The sequence below is a fragment of the Labrenzia sp. CP4 genome, from assembly GCF_001579905.1.
GTDB lineage: Bacteria > Pseudomonadota > Alphaproteobacteria > Rhizobiales > Stappiaceae > Roseibium > Roseibium algicola.
Map to the genome: position 1 here is coordinate 3,211,655 of NZ_CP011927.1, position 23,283 is coordinate 3,234,937.

Annotated in this window: 11 protein-coding genes; 7 read left to right on the forward strand and 4 right to left on the reverse strand. The window is 57.1% G+C overall.

The window, feature by feature from the left end:
• Positions 1-11: 11 nt before the first annotated feature.
• The 3 genes from ACP90_RS14950 to ACP90_RS14960 all read left to right on the forward strand — a co-directional run bounded on the left by ACP90_RS14950 (position 12) and on the right by ACP90_RS14960 (position 3,514).
• Positions 12-527 carry an Lrp/AsnC family transcriptional regulator gene (locus ACP90_RS14950; protein ID WP_201030401.1) on the forward strand — a complete coding sequence of 172 codons (516 nt, stop codon included), beginning with the start codon at positions 12-14 and terminating at the stop codon, positions 525-527.
• A gap of 90 nt (positions 528-617) precedes the next feature.
• A complete protein-coding gene (locus ACP90_RS14955) occupies positions 618-2,114 on the forward strand; it encodes an NAD-dependent succinate-semialdehyde dehydrogenase (protein ID WP_062488787.1) in 1,497 nt (498 codons plus the stop codon).
• Between the two features lie 32 nt (positions 2,115-2,146).
• Positions 2,147-3,514 carry an aspartate aminotransferase family protein gene (locus tag ACP90_RS14960; RefSeq protein ID WP_062488788.1) on the forward strand — a complete coding sequence of 456 codons (1,368 nt, stop codon included), beginning with the start codon at positions 2,147-2,149 and terminating at the stop codon, positions 3,512-3,514.
• Positions 3,515-3,589: 75 nt separating this feature from the next.
• Here the strand turns inward: ACP90_RS14960 and ACP90_RS14965 are convergent, their stop codons facing one another.
• Together ACP90_RS14965 and ACP90_RS14970 are read right to left on the reverse strand one after the other, a co-directional pair.
• Positions 3,590-5,806 carry an ABC transporter transmembrane domain-containing protein gene (locus ACP90_RS14965; RefSeq protein ID WP_062488789.1) on the reverse strand — a complete coding sequence of 739 codons (2,217 nt, stop codon included), beginning with the start codon at positions 5,804-5,806 and terminating at the stop codon, positions 3,590-3,592.
• A complete protein-coding gene (locus ACP90_RS14970; RefSeq protein ID WP_158514181.1) occupies positions 5,803-7,449 on the reverse strand; it encodes an ABC transporter transmembrane domain-containing protein in 1,647 nt (548 codons plus the stop codon). Before ACP90_RS14970 ends, ACP90_RS14965 begins: the two co-directional genes overlap by 4 nt.
• Positions 7,450-7,723: 274 nt before the next feature.
• On the opposite strand from ACP90_RS14970, the gene ACP90_RS28650 reads away from it, so the two are divergent.
• On the forward strand, positions 7,724-16,813 hold the full coding sequence (locus tag ACP90_RS28650) for a cadherin domain-containing protein (protein ID WP_062488791.1): 9,090 nt from the start codon (positions 7,724-7,726) through the stop codon (positions 16,811-16,813).
• A 112-nt stretch (positions 16,814-16,925) separates the two neighbouring features.
• On the opposite strand, the gene ACP90_RS14980 is transcribed toward ACP90_RS28650, so the two are convergent.
• Complete coding sequence (locus ACP90_RS14980; RefSeq protein ID WP_062488792.1) at positions 16,926-18,245, reverse strand: HlyD family type I secretion periplasmic adaptor subunit; 1,320 nt, start codon at positions 18,243-18,245, stop codon at positions 16,926-16,928.
• Positions 18,246-18,501: 256 nt separating this feature from the next.
• Between ACP90_RS14980 and paaG the strand changes: the two genes are divergently transcribed.
• The 3 genes from paaG to paaK are packed head-to-tail and all read left to right on the forward strand — an operon-like array spanning position 18,502 to position 21,083.
• Entirely contained in the window at positions 18,502-19,296 is a 795-nt protein-coding gene (gene paaG / locus ACP90_RS14985; protein ID WP_062488793.1) for a 2-(1,2-epoxy-1,2-dihydrophenyl)acetyl-CoA isomerase PaaG, read from the forward strand.
• 12 nt (positions 19,297-19,308) lie between these two features.
• Positions 19,309-19,734: a hydroxyphenylacetyl-CoA thioesterase PaaI gene (paaI, locus tag ACP90_RS14990; RefSeq protein ID WP_088665236.1), complete on the forward strand. Its 426-nt coding sequence runs from the start codon at positions 19,309-19,311 to the stop codon at positions 19,732-19,734.
• Positions 19,735-19,772: 38 nt separating this feature from the next.
• Positions 19,773-21,083 (forward strand): phenylacetate--CoA ligase PaaK, encoded by a 1,311-nt coding sequence (paaK, locus tag ACP90_RS14995; protein ID WP_062491659.1) that lies wholly within the window; start codon positions 19,773-19,775, stop codon positions 21,081-21,083.
• A gap of 132 nt (positions 21,084-21,215) precedes the next feature.
• Here paaK and paaZ read toward each other — a convergent pair whose 3' ends face one another.
• Positions 21,216-23,264: a phenylacetic acid degradation bifunctional protein PaaZ gene (gene paaZ / locus ACP90_RS15000; protein ID WP_062488795.1), complete on the reverse strand. Its 2,049-nt coding sequence runs from the start codon at positions 23,262-23,264 to the stop codon at positions 21,216-21,218.
• Positions 23,265-23,283 lie beyond the last annotated feature (19 nt).

The following is a 23,283-nucleotide window of genomic DNA, read 5'->3' on the forward strand; positions in this document are numbered from 1 at the left end:
AAGAGACATTGATGCTGAAACTGGACAACCGAGATCTGGAAATCCTGAAGGTACTTGCCGAGGAAGGACGCATTTCCAAAGCGGATCTCGCAAAGCGTATAAATCTTAGCCCGAGCCCATGCTGGAAGCGTCTTGAGAGGCTTGAGGCTGCTGGTATCATCGAAGGATATGGCGCGCGTTTCTCGCTCAAGAATCTCGCGCCTCATGTCACCGTTTTCGTGACGCTCGAACTGGAACATCACCGCGCCGAATATTTTCAGGCCTTTGAGCGGGCAATCCGCAATTGCGATGAAGTCGTTGCCTGCTGGGCGATCGGTGGCGGGCTCGATTATCTGATGCAGACCGTCACGCGTGACATCGACAGCTATCAGCGGTTCATGGATGCCCTGCTGGACCGCGGCCTTGGCGTCGTTCGCTACTTCACTTACGTGGTGACAAAACCGGTGAAACAGAGCGCTGCTCCAGCACTGGATATGTTGCTGGCCGGGATGCTTGGAACAGATACAACTGCTGACAACTCCGAATAAGAACGAAACAGCTGCCAAGCTTGTCAAGAAAAGGCGTTTCGTTCCCGGGTGCCATTCTAGGCTCTGCTCACCACTTTGGAGAGCAACGCCATGCAGTCCCGAATCCTTGCCGAGACATCCCTTGAAAGCTCGCTTTTTCACCTGATCGACAACCGTCACCTGGTAAAGCACTTCGCCTATGTCGATGGACGTTGGGCAGCGGCACGTGATGGTGCCGTGTTTCAAGTAACCGATCCGGCGGATGGAAGTCTTCTCGGAGAAGTGACATCTCTTTCCAGCGCACAATCCGCCGAAGCTATCGATGCCGCCGATGACGCCTTTTCGAGTTGGTCCACCTTGCTACCTCAGGAAAGAGCATCCTTTCTGTTGGCCTGGCACGACTTGATCTTGGAAAACAGGGAAGATCTGGCTCGTCTGATGACGCGTGAGCAGGGGAAACCACTTTCGGAATCCCGCGGCGAGATCGATTATGCAGCCTCCTTCGTATCGTTTTACGCCGAAGAGGCCAAACGACCGAATATCGAGAGCATCACTTCCCACTTGCCTGACGCAGAGATGGAAGTCTGGCGGGAACCTGTTGGCGTTGCCGCGTTGATCACGCCGTGGAACTTTCCATGCGCGATGATCACGCGAAAAGCAGCTGCCGCACTCGCTGCCGGCTGTACCGTTGTCGTGCACCCTTCACAGGAAACGCCGTATTCCGCACTGGCACTAGCTGAACTTGCTGACCAGGCAGGGCTTCCGGCAGGTGTTTTCAACGTGCTTCCCGGGAACGCGGAAGACATCGTGAAACCGTGGATGTCAGACCCGCGCGTCAGGGCGGTTTCGTTCACCGGATCGACGGGTATCGGACGGCTTCTTTATTCGCAGGGTGCTCAGACTGTAAAACGACTTGTGCTGGAACTCGGCGGCCACGCCCCCTTCCTCGTGTTTGCAGATGCTGATCTTGATCATGCCGTCGATCAGGCAATCGCCGCGAAATTCGCAACATCCGGTCAGGATTGCCTCGCGGCAAATCGCATTCTGGTTGAAAGACCGGTCTACCTGGCGTTTTGCGAAGCCTTCACCAACCGTGTTGAAGCCTTGTCTGTTGGACCTGGGCTTGAAGATCCTGACATCGGACCGCTGATGCATGAGCGGGCGGTTGCCAAGCAGGAGGACCATGTTCGAGATGCACTCGCACGAGGCGCGCGTCTCCTCACCGGTGGCCACCGTCACGCGGCCGGCCCATTGTTTTATCAGCCGACCGTTCTGGCGGACACTCCCGCTGATGCATCAATTTTCCGGGAAGAAACATTTGGTCCGGTGGCAGCCCTGGCAGCCTTCGATAAGGAGGAGGACGCCATCGCATGGGCAAACGACACCGAATACGGCCTTATCGCCTATCTCCACACGCAGGACCCGCGCCGCATCTACCGTGCAAGCCGCGCGCTTCAATACGGCATGGTTGCCGTCAATCGCACAAAAGTGACCGGCTATCCGATCCCCTTTGGAGGCGTGAAACAATCTGGCCTTGGCCGCGAAGGTGCCCGCTACGGACTGGAGGCCTTCACCGAAATCAAATACGTCTGCCGGGACTGGAGCTGACCTGGCCCAACCAACACTAGAAGGACTTGAATATGCTCAAGAACGACCAACTGGATGCCTGGGACAGAGAGAACTTCTTCCATCCCTCGACCCACCTCGCCCAACATGCGCGCGGAGAGAGCCCTAACCGGATCGTCACCGGTGGCAGCGGCGTCTATATCGAAGACCGTGACGGCACCAAACTATTGGACGCATTCGCCGGTCTTTATTGCGTCAACGTCGGCTATGGCCGTTCCGAAATTGCTGACGCCATTGCGGAGCAGGCTCGTGAACTGGCCTATTACCACGCATACGTCGGCCACGGCACCGAAGCCTCAATCACGCTTGCACAGATGGTGATGGAGCGAGCGCCCGACCACATGTCCAAGGTCTATTTCGGATTGGGCGGATCGGATGCGAACGAAACCAACATCAAGCTGGTCTGGTACTACAACAACATTCTCGGCCGCCCGGAGAAGAAGAAGATCATCTCGCGCTGGCGCGGCTATCACGGCTCGGGCCTGATGACCGGTTCTCTGACGGGCCTCGAGTTGTTTCACAAGAAGTTCGACCTGCCGCTTTCACAGGTTCTGCACACGGTCGCGCCCGACTATTTCCGCAGGGAAGACCTTTCCCAGTCCGAAGCGGAATTTGTTGCCTATTGCGTTGCTGACCTGGAAGCCCTGATCGAACGCGAAGGCGCTGACACCATTGCAGCCTTCATTGGCGAACCGGCCCTTGGTACGGGCGGGATCGTACCGCCCCCAAGCGGGTACTGGGAGGCCATTCAGGCCGTGCTCAAGAAACACGACATTCTGCTGATCGCAGATGAAGTTGTTTCAGGCTTTGGACGTCTCGGCACGATGTTCGGCTCAGACCACTACGGTATTCAGCCGGATTTCATCACCATCGCAAAAGGCCTGACATCGGCATATGCTCCCCTGTCCGGCTCCATCGTTTCCGACAAGGTCTGGAAGGTGCTGGAGGACGGTACCGACGAATTTGGTCCGATCGGCCATGGGTGGACCTATTCCGCACACCCGATCGGTGCCGCAGCCGGTGTTGCGAACCTCAAGCTTATCGACAGTCTCGGCTTGGTGGCGAATGCCGGGTCCGCAGGTGCCTACTTCAAGAATGCACTTAAGAATGCGCTCGGAGATCACGCCAACGTTGGCGACATCCGCGGCGACGGTCTGCTTTGCGCGATCGAATTTGTATCGGACAAGGCCAGCAGAACCTATCTCGATCCGGCAAGCAAAACCGGCCCACAGGTTGCAGCTGCCCTGTTGAAGGAAGGCGTCATCGGCCGGGCGATGCCGCAGGGTGACATCCTGGGGTTCGCCCCTCCCCTGTGCATTTCTGAAGCTGAAATCGACAAGGTTGTTGATGCAACTGTGAAAGCAGTAAAATCCGTCTTCTAAGAAGCGGCACCACCAATAAAAAAGCCCGTCGGAGCAATCCGGCGGGCTTTTTGGTATCTTCGGTAAGAAAGCTGCCTACCCGGCTTTTGCAGTCTGTCCCATGAGTGCCGGTACTACTTGTTCCGGTGGCCCAATCATCGCAATCTGGCCACCTCTGAGCACGACTACCCGGTTGGCCATTTTCATGTGGCTAGGCCGCTGGGTGTTGATGAGGATGGTCGCCTTGCCCTTGAGTTCCTCGATCATCGCCATGAATTTCTTGTCGCCCTCGAAATCGAGATGCGTTCCCGGATTGTCGAACAGATAGAGCGGTGCCGCCTTCACGAAGGCACGGGCCAAAACAATGCGCTGCTTCATGTTGTCCGGGATCTGCTTCAGGACCTCGCCATTGAGGCGCGTTTCAAGTCCGTTGAAGTTCTCCTCCAGGTAGGACAGCAAGCCAAGTTTACCGGTGACCTCGATCAGACGTTCGTCGGTAGCACCCGGATCCGACATCAGCAGGTTCTGTTTTACCGTGCCGTAAAAGAAGTCGAGATCGTCGGGTGCATAGCCAATGGAAGAGCGCCACTCTGCGGTATCCAGCTGGCGCACATCCAGACCGTCGAACAGGATGGACCCCACCTGGGGCTGAAACAAGCCGATGACAGCCTGGAACAATGCGGTCTTGCCCGAGCCGCTCGGGCCCGTGATGGCAACTGTTTCGCCTTCCTTCACCGTCAGCTCAAGGCCCTTCAGCGAGGCTTCCGTTGCCCCTGGATACCTGAGGACGAGTGAGGACACTTTCAGATCACCGCGAATGTCACGTGTGATTTTCGGCAGATGCCCCGGCTCGCGCTCGAGCTGCACTTTCATGAGGTTGTTGATCTGTTCGATCACCGTGCGGCTTTGCGCGAGCTGCGTGATGCTGAGAAATGCCTGGTTCATCGGGTTCAGAACCCGCCAGCTGAGGGCCATTGTGGCAATCAGGGCGCCCAGGCTCATCTCTCCTTCCATGACACGCATTGCCCCGATCCCCAGAACCAGGACACCGCAAATGGTCATCAGCGTCTGCGACAGTGTCTGCAGCACATGCGTGATATGACGTGCATGGATGTTGAGTTTGTTGAAGTTGGTGGAAAGCGCCGAAAATCGCTCCAGCCAGGTATCTTCTACAGAAAGGTTCCTGAGAGCCCGCTGGTTGCGAAAGGTCTCGATCATGAAACTGTTGAGTTTCGACTTCTGCTCGCCAACGGCAGCGACTTCGCGTTGGACCTTGGGCAGGACATAAACGGCCAGCAGCGTGTAGATGGTCAGCAGTGCGAGCGGCGGCAGCGCAACCGGTCCGCCGATCAGGAAGATCGCGACAATGAAGATCAGCGTGAAGGGAATATCGACAATCGCGTTGAACAGCGAACTCTGGAATATGTCGCGCACGCTGTCGAAATAGCGCAGCCGCATGACCTGGGTGCCGATCGGCGCTTCGGACAGCATCGCATATGGAAGATGCAGGATGCGCTCAAAGGTCTTGTTGCCGACAATCGCATCAACCCGTCCGCCGAGATAGGATTGTAGCCATGTCTTCATTCTGCGCAGCGCAACTTCGCACAGAAGAATGATTCCAACGCCGACCGCCATGGTCAGAAGCACCTCGGTCGATTTTGCTCCCATTGCCTTGTCGTAGATCGCCATAATGAACAACGGCGGTGCAAGAGCGAGAATGTTGAGAACAAAACCGAGGGCCAGAATGGAGATGATACTGGTCCGGAACCGTTTGGAAACGGTCGAGAACCAGCTTCGGTTGTTTTGAACCTGCCCCTGTTCCTCAGTGTCTTCGGCAGCGAGATAGATCTCGTTTTTCAGAATATCGGCAGCAGGAACGGAAATTGCCTCTCCCTGGCGACCGGAATAGGCGCGAAACTCACCCGTTCCGGTTTTTCCAACGAGAACCTGAACGTCGTCCCTGGTTACACGCAGACACGGCATCTGTGCATGGGTCAGTTCCCCGGCACTTCCATGAAAAGGTGTCGTCTTGACTGTCAAGCGGCTGAGGACGGTCCGCAAGACTTGGAAAGTTTCAATCCGGTCGAAGTGCGGCAATGCCTCGAACAGGAGCCGGTCATTGCCCTGCCAGCGCATCTCCCGCAAAAGCGGGATCAGGCACCTTTCGGCGGGCGCCGCCCCGTCTTCAGGAAGTCCTAGCCGCCCTGTGGCGGTCCCATCGGCTGCCAGTTCGGCCGACAGATCGCGCCACTGGCGGTGTACGGCGTTGTCGGCAGCGTGGACGTCCTCGAGGTTGAATAGCGGTCTGCTCACGCCGGCATCCCCATTTTCTGAGGTGCGCCGGTGACGTTCATCGTGCCGAGGTCATGCACGCTGCCGTCCCTGAGTTCGTATTGGTGATCCGCGACTGCCAGCATGGAAGGACGGTGGCTGATGATGATAACCGTCAGATAGCCCTTCAGACGGATCAGCGCATCGACAAGCGCCTTTTCTGCCTGTTGGTCCAGTTGCGCATTCGCCTCGTCCAGGATCAGGATCTTCGGCTCGCCTGCCAATGCCCTTGCAATGCAGATACGCTGCAAGGTAGCTGCAGGAACCTTCCCGCCCAGGTCTGACCCCAGCTGCGTTTCATAACCGCGCGGCAAGAGATGGATTTCCTTTTCAAGCCCGATCAGCTTTGCTGCCATACGCGCATGAGCGATGTCGGATACGGCACCGAACATCGTGATGTTTTCAAGGATCGTGCCGTTGAAGATAGCAGACTGGTTGTCGACATAGGCAACGGTCTTGCGTAGTGCATGTTGGTGGAGGCCATCATAATCCTGCCCGCCGATCATGACCTTGCCGGTCGTCGGCGTCATTTCACCGGTCAGCAATTTCATGAGTGTGGACTTGCCGCTGCCGTCCGCACCGCGGAAACCGACGAATTGTCCGGCTTCGATTGTCAGGTTGATGTCCTCGAACACCCGGCGCTGGCTTTCGCCCAGTTCGACTGACACGTTGATCAGGTGAATGGAACCGTCGGTATCGACCGTCAAAGGCTCCTGCTTCGCAACCTCCGGCAGCTTGAAGAGCGAATTGACCTGAGCGTAGTCGTGCTTCAGTCGTTGCATGTCTGTCAGCTGGTTGATCGCGCGAAGGAAGGGCTGCACGAACTGACCGGACAAGAGTGTGCTGGCAGCGACACCGCCGACGCTGAAATTGCCATAGATGGCCATCAACGCGCCGCAGATGACCACAAAGATCGTCGTGAGGGTTCCAAAAAGTGCGGAGGCATCCCTCGCCTGGCCGGACAAGCGCATATATCTGGAGCTGAGCTCTGCCGTTGCCCGCTGCAATCGCTCGAAGCGGCGCATGATCAGCGCTTCCATCGCCTGGGACTTCACGGTCTTGGCGCCGGACAGTACCTCCAGTATGAAATCGGATTTGCGATCGTCCTGATCTGCCCGGTCGGCGACAACCTGCTGCAGCACCTTGTTTCTGTTGAGGGCAAATAGCATGAAGATGCCCAGCAAGGTGATCGGCACCAGCGCCAGCGGCCCTGCGATGAAGATGAGCGCTGCCAGGAAGATCCCCCCCGCAGGCAGGTCGATGGCGAGAAGGCGGTTCTGGTCGCCATAGTGATCTGCAACCGATTGCAACGCCCGAAGCTGGTGTACCTGTACGGAAACAGGCGTTTTGGCAAACTGGGATGGCTCGGCATCAAGCACCCGGCGGAAAAGTTCGGTGTGCGCCTGATGATTGAACCCTGCCCCGAGCCTGCCGACGACCGCGGTACGGGAGACCTTGATGACAGCATCGGCAATTAGAACGACAGTCACCCCGAGGATGAGCACAAGCAGCGTGTCGGTGGAAGCATTTGGCAGAACGCGGTCATAAACCTGAAGAATGGCCAGCGGCATCGCCAGCCCCATGATATTTGCGAACACGGAAGCAACTACAACGTCGCGCGGCAATCCGGGCGAAGAAATCCAGCGTCCGGACGGAGAATGCCGGATCCTCAGACGAGGCAAAAAGAAAGATGAAAAAACCGATTTCAGCATATGCGGGCCAGAGTCGTGTAGCTACTCGCTCAAACTGTGCTGATCGGGTTTAAAAAGCGTTTACCCTACGCCGTGTTTCCCGAATTTTATTAGAACTAAACTTCAGATTCCAAGAGGAATTTTGCGCTTTGTTAAGGATGCCGACGTTCATTGGCATTATCGGAAATTGTGCGGACGTGCGACCGAAATGGCAAGCGACACTCAGAATCGAGACACCCAGGAAAACACCTCGTCAGAGGGTAACACTACGGAAACCAGGACGACCCTGAATTCCGATAGCATCCTGCATTCGGGGCTTCTCGATAATCGAGATGAGCATCTCGACAAGGCGCACGACTATCATCTCGACCAGGACATGGGCGAATCCATGGAACAGGTCAACGCCAACCTGCACCTTGGAAGCGACGAGGAAGAACAACGATACGTCGAACAGGAAGACCCATCGTCCGGCGCGCAAGGTATCGGGTTTGAGGATGATGGCACGGAGCTTTCTGCGCTTGAAAACAGCGATGCAGTCAATGCATACGCTGAGCAATCTTCCGACAATTCAACCGGCACACAGGACTTTTCAGGGTCGAACAGCGACGATTTGCCGTTGGGCGGCGGCACGTCCGCAAGCATAGCTTCTGCTCTGGATGATGGATCGAACCAGACCTATTCGAATGGCTCCGCAACCAACCCGGGCGACGGCACCTTCAGTAGCCAGAATGGCCAGGTGCAGTCAGGCGCAGGTTTCGATGACGGCAACGACGACCGTGCTGCGGGCATCGTCGCTTCCGATTTGTCTGCGGTCACCGATATCGATGCAACTGAAAACGCCGTTGACGAAAATTCAGCAGTCGGATCTGCAACCGGCATTCGGGCAAGCGCAACCGCCGCAGAAGGGGCCAGCGTAACCTACAGCCTCCTGGACGATGCGGGTGGTCTGTTCTCCATTGATCCCGAGACGGGCATCGTTACGGTAGCAGGTTCGCTCGATGCCGAAACGGCTGGAAGTCACCAGATCATCGTGCTTGCCACCGGATCCGACGGAGCGACGCAGACAGAAACCTTCACGATCAATATCCGTGACGTGAACGAATACGACGTCAGCCCGATCAGCACGGTCGGCGCTGTTGCGAACACAATTTCCGAAGGTGTAGACGGCGGCAGTCAGGCTGGCATCACTGTTGTGGCGACCGACCGGGACGTGAGCGACAGTGTCTCCTACTCCATAGACGACCCGCGCTTCGTCATCGATGACCAGGGTGTGGTCAGCATTGCCGAAGACGCCGTGTTTGACGCTGAAACCGAAGCGACTGTCTCCTTCACTGTGACCGCCACCTCCACCGACGGCTCGCAGTCCACGCAAAGCTTCACATTGAAGGTCGAAGACGAAAACGAATACGCTACGTCCGCAGTTCAGGACACAGACACTTCCGCCAACACCATCGCGGAAGATGCTGCAGCTGGTACGCAGGTGGGCGTCACCGCATTCGCCGAAGACAAAGACGTAACGGACACCGTCTCCTACACCGTCGATGATCCCCGTTTCACGGTTGATGAGAATGGCGTCGTTCGAGTTGCGGATGGCGCGAGCTTCGATGCCGAAACCGAAGGGTCCATCGATGTCATCGTGACAGCAACCTCTACCGACGGTTCGACCTCGCAAGAGACATTCACGATCGCGGTATCTGACGTCGATGAGTATGACGTCACCGCTGTTACCGATACGGATTCTTCGGCCAACACCATCGCGGAAGATGCGAGCGCGGGCACCCAGGTTGGCGTAACTGCACTGGCGACTGATGCAGATGCCACAGACACTGTTTCCTACTCCGTCGACGACGCACGTTTCACTATCGATGAGAACGGCGTGGTTCGGGTTGCTGACGGTGCTAGCTTCGATGCCGAAACCGAAGGGTCCATTGACATCACTGTCACGGCGACCTCTACCGACGGTTCGACCTCGGAAGAGACCTTTACGATATCGGTGTCTGACGTCGATGAATATGATGTCACCGCCGTAACCGACACAGATACATCTGCCAATACAATTGCAGAAGATGCTGCAGCTGGCACGCAGGTGGGCGTCACTGCATTCGCCGAAGACAAGGACATCACCGACACGGTTTCTTATTCGGTTGATGATGCCCGCTTCACGGTTGATGAGAACGGTGTCGTTCGGGTTGCCGCCGGCGCAAGCTTCGACGCGGAGACCGAAGGGTCCATCGACATCACCGTGACCGCTACCTCTACCGATGGATCGACTTCGGAAGAGACCTTCACGATCTCGGCGTCAGACGTTGATGAGTATGACATCACCGCGGTGACCGACACAGACACTTCCGCCAACACCATCGCGGAAGATGCTGCGGCTGGTACGCAGGTGGGCGTCACTGCATTTGCCGAAGACAAAGATGTGACGGACACCGTCTCCTATTCCGTGAACGACGCCCGTTTCTCCGTTGACAAAACCGGCGTGGTTCGGGTTGCAGACGGCGCGAGCTTCGACGCGGAAACTGAAGGGTCCATCGACATCATCGTGACGGCGACCTCGACCGACGGTTCGACCTCTGAAGAAACCTTCACGATTGCGGTTTCCGACGTCAACGAAAGCGCCGTTTCCGCTGTCACCGACACGGATTCCTCGGCCAACACCATCGCCGAAGATGCGAGCGCTGGTACGCAGGTTGGCGTGACCGCTCTGGCAACTGATGCAGACGCCACCGACACGGTTTCTTATTCGATCAACGACACCCGTTTCACCGTTGACGACCATGGTGTGGTTCGGGTTGCGGATGGTGCGAGCTTCGATGCCGAAACTGAAGGCTCCATCGATATCATCGTGACGGCGACCTCCACCGATGGATCAACTTCGGAAGAGACCTTCACGATCTCCGTTTCTGACGTTGATGAGTATGACGTCACCGCCGTGACCGACACAGACGCATCTGCCAATTCCATTGCAGAAGATGCTGTCGCTGGCACACAGGTTGGTGTCACCGCATTCGCCGAAGACAAGGACATCACCGACACGGTCTCCTACACCGTCAACGATGCCCGTTTCACGGTGGACGAAAAAGGTGTGGTTCGGGTTGCAGATGGCGCGAGCTTCGACGCCGAAACCGAGGGCTCCATCGATATCATCGTCACGGCGACTTCGACTGACGGTTCGACTTCGGAAGAGACCTTCACGATTTCCGTTTCAGACGTCAACGAAAGCGCAGTCTCCGCTGTCACCGACACGGATTCTTCCGACAACACAATTGCAGAAGATGCAAGCGCAGGCACCCAGGTCGGCGTGACGGCCCTGGCAACAGATGCAGACGCCACCGACACTGTCTCCTACTCCGTCGACGACGCACGATTCACTATCGATGAGAACGGCGTGGTTCGGGTTGCTGACGGCGCAAGCTTCGATGCCGAAACCGAAGGGTCCATCGATATCACTGTCACGGCGACCTCCTCCGACGGTTCGACCTCGGAAGAGACCTTCACCATCGCGGTGTCTGATGTTGATGAGTTTGACATTTCAGCTGTTACCGATGCCGACACTTCTGCGAACACCGTAGCGGAAGATGCTGTGGCAGGTACCCAGGTTGGTGTGACCGCATTTGCCGAAGACAAGGACGTCACAGATACTGTCTCATACTCGGTGAACGATACGCGCTTCACTGTTGATGACAACGGTGTCGTCCGTGTGGCTGAGGGGGCGAGCTTCGATGCAGAAACCGAAGGTTCTATCGCCATTATCGTGACGGCGACCTCAAGCGATGGATCGAGCTCTAAAGAGACCTTCACAATCGCTGTTTCCGATATCAATGAAAGTGCCATTACTCCCGTAACTGATACGGACGCAGCGGCAAATTCGATTACCGAAGATGCCGCTGCCGGAACGCAGGTTGGTATCACGGTTCTTGCGACCGACAGCGACATCACTGACACGGTATCCTACTCGGTAGACGATAACCGGTTCACGGTGGACGAAAACGGCGTAGTCCGCGTTGCAGATGGTGCTTCTTTCGACTTTGAAAGCGAACCCAACATCACTCTGACGGTGACCGCGACGTCTTCAGACGGCTCCACGTCTTCGGATGCATTCTCGGTTTCAGTAACCGACGTTGCTGAAGACTATCAGCTCGAAGACGGCGGCCAGACCTTCACCGATGTTTCTGTCGCTGAAACCAGCATCACCGGCGGCTCCGGTGACGATACCATTGTGGCACACGCCGACGGTGGCAACGTCGATGGCGCAGATGGCAACGACACGATTTCCGGAAACAATGCTGCCGATACTCTTGCAGGTGGTGCGGGTGACGACACGATCGAAGGTGGCGCCGGGAATGACACGATCTATGGTGAAAATGCACCTGTGTCCGGCACCTGGCACTACCAGGTTTATGACCACAACTTCAGTGGCGATGCCGGCCAGACTGTCGATATCTCCTCAGGCACGCTGATCGACGAGGGAACGACGGATGCGTTCGACCTGGACACAATTGTCCAGGGTGCACGCGGGTCGACTGATAACCCTGAAGATTTTGGTGTCATTCTGACGTCCAACTTCACCGCAACAGATGGCGGCACCTATCGTTTCTCCACCCGCTCGGACGATGGATCCACTATCGAGATCTTCGATGCATATGGCAACCGACTGACGTTCACCAACCAGAACGGTACGCAGACCGACTATCTCGACAATGATTACCACCAATCAGCGACCACCCGCTGGGCGGACGTTGATCTGGAACCAGGTGAGATCTACACCATTGTCGTCAAGGTCTGGGAGAACCAGGGAGAAGAGGTTCTCGATGCAACGGTAACGCCTCCAGGCGGAACGTCAGTAGACCTGTTCACCTCCGATTTTGTCAGTGCGGCCGCGGTTATCCCGGGGGACGACACGCTGACGGGTGGTGCCGGCGACGATATGATCGACGGTGGGCTGGGTACTGACACAGCGGTCTACAGCGGCAATTTCGCTGACTACACCATTACCGAGAACGAAGGCATCTTCACCGTTACGGACAATCGTCCAGGTTCTCCCGATGGTACCGACACCGTCGTGAATGTTGAAAACTTCCGGTTTGCCGATGGCGATGTTCTTTCGGGCGATTTGATCGCGCAGGATATTTCTGCCGTTACAGATAAAGACAGCAGCACAAACACGGTTGCGGAAGACGCTACTGCAGGAACGGCTGTCGGCGTCACCGCGTTCGCTGAAGATGGAAACACGTCTGATACTGTGTCCTACACCGTAGATGACGATCGCTTTGTCGTGGACGAAAACGGCGTTGTCCGGGTTGCGGATGGGGCCAGCTTCGACGCGGAAACCGAAGGTTCCATCGACATCGTTGTAACCGCCACGTCTTCCGATGGCTCGGCTTCCGAAGAGACATTCACGATTGCCGTGTCCGACGTTAACGAATACGACGTCTCAGCCGTTTCCGACACCGACGCCGCGGCGAACAAGATTTCCGAAGACGCATCTGCCGGGACACAGGTTGGCATTACAGCACACGCGAGTGACGCGGATATCACCGCGTCTGTGAGCTATTCCGTCGATGACAGCCGCTTTACTGTCGATGCGAATGGCGTCGTCCGTGTTGCCGATGGCGCCAGCTTCGATGCAGAAACCGAAGGATCCATCGACATTGTCGTGACTGCCACCTCCTCTGACGGTTCCACGTCGCAGGAGACCTTCTCGATTGCCGTTTCCGACGTCAACGAGGGCGCCGTTTCAAACGTCACCGATACGGACACCTCTGAAAACACGATTTCGGAAGCAGCAACTGCCGGCACTCAGGTTGGCATCACGGCCCTTGCAACAGATGCAGATGCCTCTGACACGGTTTCTTACACCGTTGATGACTCGCGCTTCACAATCGATGAAAACGGTGTGGTTCGTGTTGCCGATGGTGCCAGCTTCGACGCAGAGACGGAAGGGGCCATCAACGTTACCGTGACCGCGACGTCTTCTGACGGCTCGACTTCAACAGAAACCTTTACCGTAGCGGTGTCTGATGTCGACGAATACGACGTTTCCAGCGTGACTGACGCAGACATCTCGGCAAACACAATCGCAGAAGATGCGACCGCAGGCACACAGGTTGGTATCACGGCGTCGGCAAGCGATGCCGATGTCTCGGATACGGTTTCCTACGCTGTCAACGACAGCCGCTTCACCGTGGACGAAAACGGCGTGGTTCGGGTAGCGGAAGGTGCGAGCTTTGATGCGGAAACCGAAGGGTCGATCGACATCATCGTGACGGCAACTTCAACCGATGGCTCAACCTCGGAAGAAACCTTCACGATCGGCGTTTCCGACGTCAATGAAGTTGCCGTATCCGCGGTGACCGACATCGATGCGACGGCCAATGGCTTCGCGGAAAATGCCGCAGAAGGCACCACAGTCGGTATTACTGTTCAGGCAACGGACAGTGATGTGACCGACACGGTAACCTATACGGTGTCCGATAACCGGTTCACCGTTGGCGACGATGGCCTGGTAACGGTAGCCGCCGGAGCAACGTTCGACTACGAGAGCGAACCGACCATCAACCTGACGGTGACCGCGACGTCTTCTGACGGCTCCACGTCACAGGAAACCTTTGCTCTTTCGGTTGCCGACGTCGCCGAAGCCTATCAGATGGCCGAAGGTCAAACGACCTTCACCGACACCGGCGTCGCCGAAACATCCATCACCGGCAACGACAGTGCCGACACGATTACCGCTCATGACGACGGCAGCACCATATACAGCGGTGCGGGCGACGACACGATCTATGGCGGCGCAGGCAATGACACCATCATGTTCGGCGAAGGCAACGACGTCGTTTACGGCGGTGCGGGCGACGATTTCATCGATGATGAGCGTGGCACCCAGCCGAACACCGGTGACAACTACCTGGATGGCGGCGAAGGTAACGACACCATCTTTGGCGGCAGCGGGAACGACACACTGATCGGTGGCGCAGGCAACGATAGCCTGTCCGGCGAAAATGACGACGATACCCTTCAGGGCGGCTCAGGCAGCGACAAGCTGTACGGCGGCGCTGGAAACGACACGCTCGAAGGTGGGGCTGGCAACGACTATATCGACGGCGGAAGCGGTACAGACACCGCAATCTATTCCGGTAACCGTTCCGACTATACCGTTACCGAAAACGCGAACGGCACCTACACGGTAGTCGACAAACGCTCCAGCTCGCCGGATGGAACCGACACTGTCGTCGGAGTTGAGAACTTCCGCTTCGCGGATGGCGACATTCTTGCAGGCGATCTTGTCGCGAAAGATATTTCTGCGGTTTCGGATACGGACGCTGCCAACAATACCGTCAACGAAAGTGCAAGTGCAGGATCAACCGTTGGCATTAAGGCATTTGCAGATGACGCAAACGCGTCCGACACCGTTTCCTATACTGTCAACGACAGTCGTTTTACAGTAGATGCGGACGGAACGGTACGCGTCGCGTCCGGCGCCAGCTTTGACTACGAGAGCGAACCGCAAATCAGCATCACCGTGACTGCGACGTCGACAGACGGGTCCTCTTCGAACAAGAGCTTCACGCTGACAGTTTCCGATGCTGCAGAGAATCTGCAACTCGCCAATGGCGGTGTGACCTTTACCGATACCGGCGTTGCTGAAACTTCTGTCACTGGTGGCACGGGCGACGATTCAATCACCGCTCATAGCAATGGTGGCAATATAGACGGCGGAGAAGGCAACGACGTTATCACCGGCTCTTCTGGAAGCGACAAGCTGCAGGGTGGTGCCGGAAACGATACGCTGACAGGTGGTGCTGGCGCAGACCTTCTTCAGGGTGGCGAGGGAGATGATACGTTCCAGATGGGCGGTGACGGCACTTGGTCCGGCTATTCGGCGGTCAACACAGTTACTGGCGAAACTGTTTCCATTGCAGGTCGCACAATGAACTCGGACGTCTTCCAAGGTGGAGACGGTACAGACACGCTGCTGGGCACCGAAAGCTCCGATGCAATTTTCCTGGACGACACTTTTTCAGGCATGCACTCAGAAGCTTCCGGGCCACGTATTGACAGCATCGAAAGCGTAAATCTGGGCGCCGGTGACGACATACTGGACATGACCAGCGACACCTACACTTATACCACCGATATGACGATTGACGGTGGGACTGGAAACGACGTCATCTGGGCAGGAGCAGGCAACGACACCATACTTGGTGGCGAAGGCAACGATACTCTTTTCGGTGGTGCTGGCAACGACAGCCTCGACGGTGGCACTGGAACGGATACCGCCATCTATTCCGGTAACTGGGAAGACTACAACATCGTCCAGAACGAAGATGGCAGCTACACGATTTCCGATCTTCGCTCCGGCGCTCCTGACGGTATCGATACGGTGTCCAACGTCGAGAACTTCAGGTTTGCCGACGGAGAAATCCAATCGGAACATCTGATCGATCGCCCAATTAGTGATGTGACCGATACCAACGCGTCCGCCAACACGATCCACGAACTGGATGGTGCCGGCACGCAAGTTGGGATAACGGCCTTCGCAGACGATCCAAACGGTGACGCGGTCACTTACACTCTGAGCGACGACCGTTTCGAAATCGACTCCGACGGCAATGTCACGATTGCAGACCATGCGTTCTTCGACAGCGAGATTGAAAATTCGATCGATCTGACGATCACCGCCACTTCCTCGGATGGATCAGAGGCTTCTGAATCCTTCTCAATTGCCGTTACCGGCGATTACGACGTCACCTACACCGATACTGACGAAAGCAACACCGGCAGCGGTGCAGGCTACGACTACACCTACAATCTGGACGGCGCTGGTGGTGATGACGTTATCGAAGGCGGTTCAAACAACGACAGGATCGAAGGCGGCACCGGCAACGACAACATTTCGGCAGGTGACGGCCGCGACCTTATCTTCGGTGGCGACGGGCAAGACAACATCAGCGGTGGCTCTGGAGATGATGTTATCATCGGTGGCCTTGGCAACGACAACCTGAGTGGTGGTGACGGTTCCGACCTGTTCATGTACGGCCTGGGCGACGGCAGCGATACCATCAACGCAGGCATGGGGGCCGGTTGGACCGACGTCATCGATCTGGGTGGTGGGCCTGGGATCACAGCCGCCGGCGAATACGGCACGGACTGGACAGTGACGATCACCAACGGCTCGATCGAGACAACAGACCTTGAAGGCGGCAGGCTAGACCTTTCCCAGGATGCCGACGGCTACATCGACTTTGCAGACGGCAGTCGCGTCAACTTCAACGATGTTGAGGAAATCCGCTGGTAGCTGATGTCACCGGACAGCGGTGACTGACGAAAAGCCCCGCCGGAAACGGCGGGGCTTTTCATTTATCTGCCAGAGACAGTATTCGGAAAATGGGATCTCGATATGACCCGGCTCAACGTTCGCTGAGCGGATCTCCGATAGCGCGGGTGACCGGCTTCAACATGTACTGGAGCACTGACTTGGAACCTGTGACGATCTTTGCGTCAACGACCATGCCTGGCGAGATTGTTTCAGCGCGCGCACCATGCCCGATCGTGTTGGTTTTCAGCGGGATCATGGCCTTGAAATAGTAGTTGCCGTATTCGTCCCTGAAACTTGACGCCGAGATGACGGAAACTTCCCCCTTCAAGGTACCTTCGATATTCGGGTCGAAGGTCGTAACGGCGATTTCTGCTTCGTCACCGACATCCACATGGCCGATATCGCGCGGTGAAACACGAACCTCGGCAACAAGATCGCTATCGCTCGGCACAACTTCGGCAACCACATCGCCAGGCGCCAGTACACTGCCCGGTCCTTTGAGATAAAGCGCCTTGATGTGCCCGCTGACAGGAGCTCGCACGAACAGTCGGTCGTACCGGTCTTTCTGTTTATCGGCTTCGAAAGTCAGCTCGCTGCGCTCCTGCGCAACCCGGCTGCGTTCTACGGCCTGCTCCTCTTCGGCTACGGCAATCGAACGTTCCAGGCTGGCAGTTGCCTCCGTCAACTGTGCTCGAACGCTGCCGCTCATACCGTTCAGTTCGCTCAAAAGGCTCTGGGCATTCTGAAGAGACGACTTGGCTTCCAGAAAGCGTCTCTTGGATGTGTAACCCTGTTCGAAGAGGTTTTCCTGGATCTTGTACTGTTCCTGCTGGATCTCGATCTGGGTTTCCTGCAGGGCTATCCGTTCCAGAATACTGGCTAGCTCCGCCTGCTTTTCGCTCACCCTCGCCTTCAAGGCCTGCTGTTCTTTTTCCAGTGCCAGGCGTTGCGCGTCATAGGCAGCCTGTTGCGCTTCGCTGAAGCCTGCATCGGCGCCTAGTCTCAGACCATTGGCGGCACTGCCAAGACCCGGATTTCCGAGCCGCTGCTCTTCGGTCGCCAGAAACTTCAAGCGAGTCTGGACCTTCTCGAGATCACTCGACGCCGCGGTTTCCTGCAACCGAACGATGGGGGTGCCTATTTCAACCAGTTGGCCTTCCTGAACCAACACTTCTGCAACGATGCCACCTTCCAGGTGTCCGACAGTCTGCACCTTGCCTGCCGGAACAATTTCCCCTGTCGCACTGGCGACTTCACGTACCTGACCGATCGCTGCCCACGCCAGAAAAGCCGCCGCAGTCAGCGATAAAACCTGCAGAACGCGCCGGTACGCGACTGGCGGCGGGCCTTCCTCGAGTTCCAGAGGAATGTCCAACGAAAAATTGTCAGCGGTGGTTTTACGGATAAACATGTTGCCCTAGCGCTGGCCGAAACTGGGCTAACTATTGACGATTAAAGTAAATATCAGCTGAATCGGGCTGACCATATTTTAAGCGCCTTTTCTCACAAGAGTTGAAAACCGGACGTGTTGCCAGTGGCGAACCGACCAAAGTGATTTGGCGTACCGGAAAACTGCATTCTGCCTTTGACCAGAACGGTTCGTCGTGCATTAATGTCACAACATTATCGATTTTCATGCAAAAGGTGTGATGCTTTGGGAGGGGCGCATGACAGACCGTGATACTGTGCTCGCTGAACAGCGGGATGGCTGTCTTTTTCTAACACTCAACAGACCGGACCGGCTCAATGCCTTCAACGAAGCCATGCATCATGCGCTTCGCAAGCATTTGACCACCGCGACGGAGGACAGCTCAATCAGGGCTGTGCTGCTGACCGGAGCCGGCCGCGCTTTCAGCGCTGGTCAGGACCTTTCCGATCGCGACATGCGCGGAGGTGGCGAGGCACCTGATCTCGGCGTAACACTCGAGACACTTTACAATCCCCTGGTTCGGCAAATCAGGGCTCTCAGAAAGCCTGTCATTTGTGCGGTCAACGGCGTTGCCGCAGGTGCAGGCGCCAATGTAGCGCTTGCCTGCGATATCGTCCTCGCCGCCCAGTCTGCCCGCTTCATCCAGGCTTTTTCAAAGATCGGCCTGGTGCCCGATTCGGGCGGCACATGGTTGCTGCCACGCCTGATTGGAGAAGCCCGTGCGAAGGCACTCGCCATGACGGGCGAACCGTTGGGGGCCGAGACAGCCGCCTCCTGGGGCCTCATCTGGAAGGCAGTTCCGGATACGGACCTCATGACGGAGGCCGGAACGCTGGCAACGCAGCTGGCGGCGGGGGCAACCACCGGCCTTGCGCTTACCAAGGAACTGATCCAATCGGCAGCAGACCAGTCGCTCTATCGGCAACTGGACGCCGAGCGCGATAGCCAACGCCAGGCAGGGCGCACGAATGATTATCGGGAGGGCGTCACCGCTTTCCTTGAAAAGCGGTCCGCCCGATTTACCGGCGCTTGAATGAGGCACAGAATGACACCGGATGAATTTGCGCGCGCCTGCGCCGACCGCATGTGGTCGCAGGATACGGCGACACAGCACCTGGACATGAAACTTGAAGATGTACGTGCCGGACATTCGACGATGGCGATGACGGTTACGAAAGCCATGACCAACGGCCACGGCATTTGCCACGGCGGCTATATCTTCACGCTCGCCGACAGTGCCTTCGCTTTTGCCTGCAACACATACAACCAGGTTACGGTTGCCCAGCATTGCGACATCACGTTTCTGGCACCGGCCCATCTCGGAGACCGCTTGACGGCTACGGCCATCGAGAAATCGCGTACCGGCCGATCCGGCCTCTACGACGTGACGGTGGCCAACCAGAATGGCACTGTCATTGCCGAATTCCGCGGCAATTCCAGAACGACCAAAGGTACAATCTTGCCGGAATGACGGCGAGCGGCCCGGCGGGCTGCTCAAGGGAGGAAAATATGGAAAATCTGGCTCCGCGACCGGGAGATCTTGAGCCTATAGAAACAGCCAGCCGGGACGAATTGTCGGCCCTGCAGCTGAAGAGACTGCAATGGTCCCTCACCCATTCGTATGAAAACGTTCCGCTATTCAAGCAACGCTTCGACGAGAAAGGCGTACACCCTTCCGACCTGAAGACCCTCTCGGACCTGTCGAAATTTCCGTTTACGACCAAGAGCGATCTCCGGGACAATTATCCGTTCGGTTTGTTCGCTGTCCCGCGCGACAAGATCGTACGCGTACACGCCTCCTCGGGCACGACCGGCAAACCAACGGTGGTAGGCTACACAGCCAACGACATCGACATGTGGGCCGGTCTCGTCGCTCGCTCCATTCGAGCCTCTGGCGGCCGACCGGGTGACATCATCCATGTTGCTTATGGCTACGGTCTCTTTACCGGTGGACTGGGCGCCCACTACGGCGCAGAAAAACTAGGCTGCACGGTCGTTCCGGTCTCCGGTGGCATGACGGAACGCCAGGTGACACTTATCCAGGACTTCAAACCGCGCATCATCATGGTAACGCCGTCCTATCTCCTGTCCATTCTGGATGAATTCCGGCGGCAAGGCATCGATCCTCGGGAAACGTCGCTTGCGACGGGGATCTTCGGCGCGGAGCCCTGGACCAACGCAATGCGCAAGGAAATCGAAGACGCGTTCGACATGCATGCCGTCGACATCTACGGCTTGTCGGAAGTGCTTGGACCAGGCGTTGCCAACGAATGCGTTGAGACGAAGGACGGTCTCCACATCTGGGAAGACCACTTCTACCCGGAAATCATTGATCCGGTGACCGGCGACGTTCTGCCGGACGGTGAAATTGGAGAGCTGGTCTTCACCACGCTTACCAAGGAAGGCCTGCCAATGGTCCGCTACCGCACGCGCGACCTGACCAGGCTCCTGCCCGGTACGGCCCGGTCCATGCGGCGAATGGAAAAGATCACCGGCCGATCTGACGACATGATCATTCTGCGCGGCGTCAATGTATTCCCGACCCAGATCGAAGAACAGATCCTGAAATGCGAAGGCTTGTCGCCGCATTTCCAGATAGAGCTTTCCCGGTCCGACCGCCTGGACGTCATGACGGTGCACGTCGAAGCCCTGCCGACAGCAGCAACAAGTGACGCACGTCAGGCATCGGCAAAGGAACTCTCGCATCACATCAAGAGCGTGGTCGGCGTATCCGCAAGGATCGATGTTGCCGAGCCCGGCAAAGTGGAACGTTCCGCCGGCAAGGCAAAGCGGGTCGTCGACAACAGGCCCAAGGAATAAGGGAACACGCAGGCCAAGCGTTCGGAGGACGTTTCTCCAAGACATCAAAATCAGCCGGTCCTTTCCAGACCTTTCGCCAAAGAAAAAGGCCACCTGATCAGGTGGCCTTTTCCATTTGGATATGTGGTTGACTTACGCAGACATCGGCCATTCCTTGGCGACCAATGTCAGAACGTCGTACTGGGCAACAGCTTCATCATTCTGGTTGGTCACAAGACAATCCCACCGCACTTCGCCATAGTCTGCTGAAATACGCGGCGAAATCTCCTTGGCGGTCAACTGAACCTTGAGTGCATCACCTGCGTTCACCGGCGTCATGAAACGCAGATTATCAACGCCGTAATTCGCCAGCACCGGACCTTCATCAGGATCGACGAACAGACCGGCGGCGAAGGAAACAATCAGATAGCCATGTGCCACGCGGCCTTCGAAGAACGGGTTCCGTTTCGCGGCGGCTTCATCCATATGCGCATAGAAGGTGTCGCCGGTGAACTTGGCAAAATGTTCGATATCTTCCAGGGAAACTTCCCGTGCCCCGGTGTTCAGCTGATCGCCGATCTTGAGGTCGGCCAATGACTTGCGGAACGGGTGCCGGCTGTCTTCCTGACCTGGTGCACCGGAAATCCAGCGGCCGGTCACTGCGCCCAGCAAGGCGGGCGTTCCCTGGACCGCCGTCCGTTGCATGTAATGTTTGACCGAGCGCAGGCCGCCAAGTTCTTCGCCGCCACCTGCCCGGCCCGGTCCGCCGTGCACAAGCATGGGCAAGGGAGAACCATGTCCGGTTGAAGACTTTGCACTCTTCCGATTGCCTATCATGACGCGTCCATGGAAAGGCGCCATGCCGAGAACGGCTTCCTCGGCAACCAAGGGGTCATTTGTGAACAGCGAGGCAACAAGAGAGCCCTTGCCCTTGTGGGTGAGTTCGACCGCTTCCTCCAGCTCGTCGTAGGGCATCAATGTCGCAACCGGTCCGAACGCTTCAACCGAGTGAACGGCTTCTGCGCTCATCGGGTTGGCGCAATGCAAAAGTACGGGAGCTGCGAACGCGCCGGTTGCGGGGCTTGAGCCCGCAAGATCGGAAACGATCTCGGCTTCCACCTTCAGATCACTCACGCGCGCAAGCACTTCTTCACGCTGACCGGCTGAAGCGAGTGGCCCCATCGAAACCGCTTCGTCTCGCGGATCTCCGATCACGGCCTTCCCAAGCCTCTTGCCGAGCGCATCAGCAACCGCATCGGACAATTTACGCGGCACGATGACCCGGCGGATCGCAGTGCACTTCTGCCCTGCCTTCACGGTCATTTCCCGGGCAACTTCCTTGATGAAGAGGTCAAATTCGGGATCTTCAGGGCTGACATCCGTCCCCAGAACCGCAGCATTGAGGCTGTCGGCCTCCATGGAGAAGCGAACGGAATTCTGCACGATTGCCGGGTTCCGACGCAGCATTTGCCCGGTGGCAGCGGATCCGGTGAAGGTAACAACATCCTGTCCCGTGACATGGTCGATCAGATCTCCCGCCGACCCGCAAAGAAGCTGAAGCGAGCCTTCAGGAAGAATGCCGGTCGCCAGAATGTGGCGAACCATCAGCTCGGTCAGATAAGCAGTCTGGCTGGCAGGCTTGACCAGGCAGGGTACGCCCGCGATCAGGGCGGGGGCGATCTTTTCCAGCATTCCCCAGCAGGGGAAGTTGAAGGCGTTGATATGAACGGCAATACCGCGCAGTGGTGTCAGCACATGCTGCCCTGAAAAACTATTGTCCCGCGACAGTGGCTCCACTGCACCTTCGACGAACACCCGGGTGTTCGGCATCTCGCGACGGGCCTTGGAGGAATAGGCGAACATGGTTCCAATGCCGCCTTCAATATCGATCCAGCTGTCCTTGCGCGTTGCCCCGGTCGCGAAACTCTCCTGGTAGAAGATTTCCTTTTGCTCGGTCAGCGCCTGCGCCAGGGTTTTCAGCATCAAGGCGCGCTCGTGGTAGGTCATCTTGCGCAAGGCCTTGCCACCGGTGTCACGCCCCCAGGCAAGTGCCTCGGCAAGATCCAGACCGGATGCGTCAATGGCGGCGACAGGCGCACCGGTTGCGGCGTCAAGCAGCGGCTTTCCCTCGGCCTTGCCTTGCCTCCAGCTGCCAGCGAGATAGCTTTCCAAAACGCGGACTTTTTGCGGATGAACGGTCATATCGAATTCCAGTTCTTGA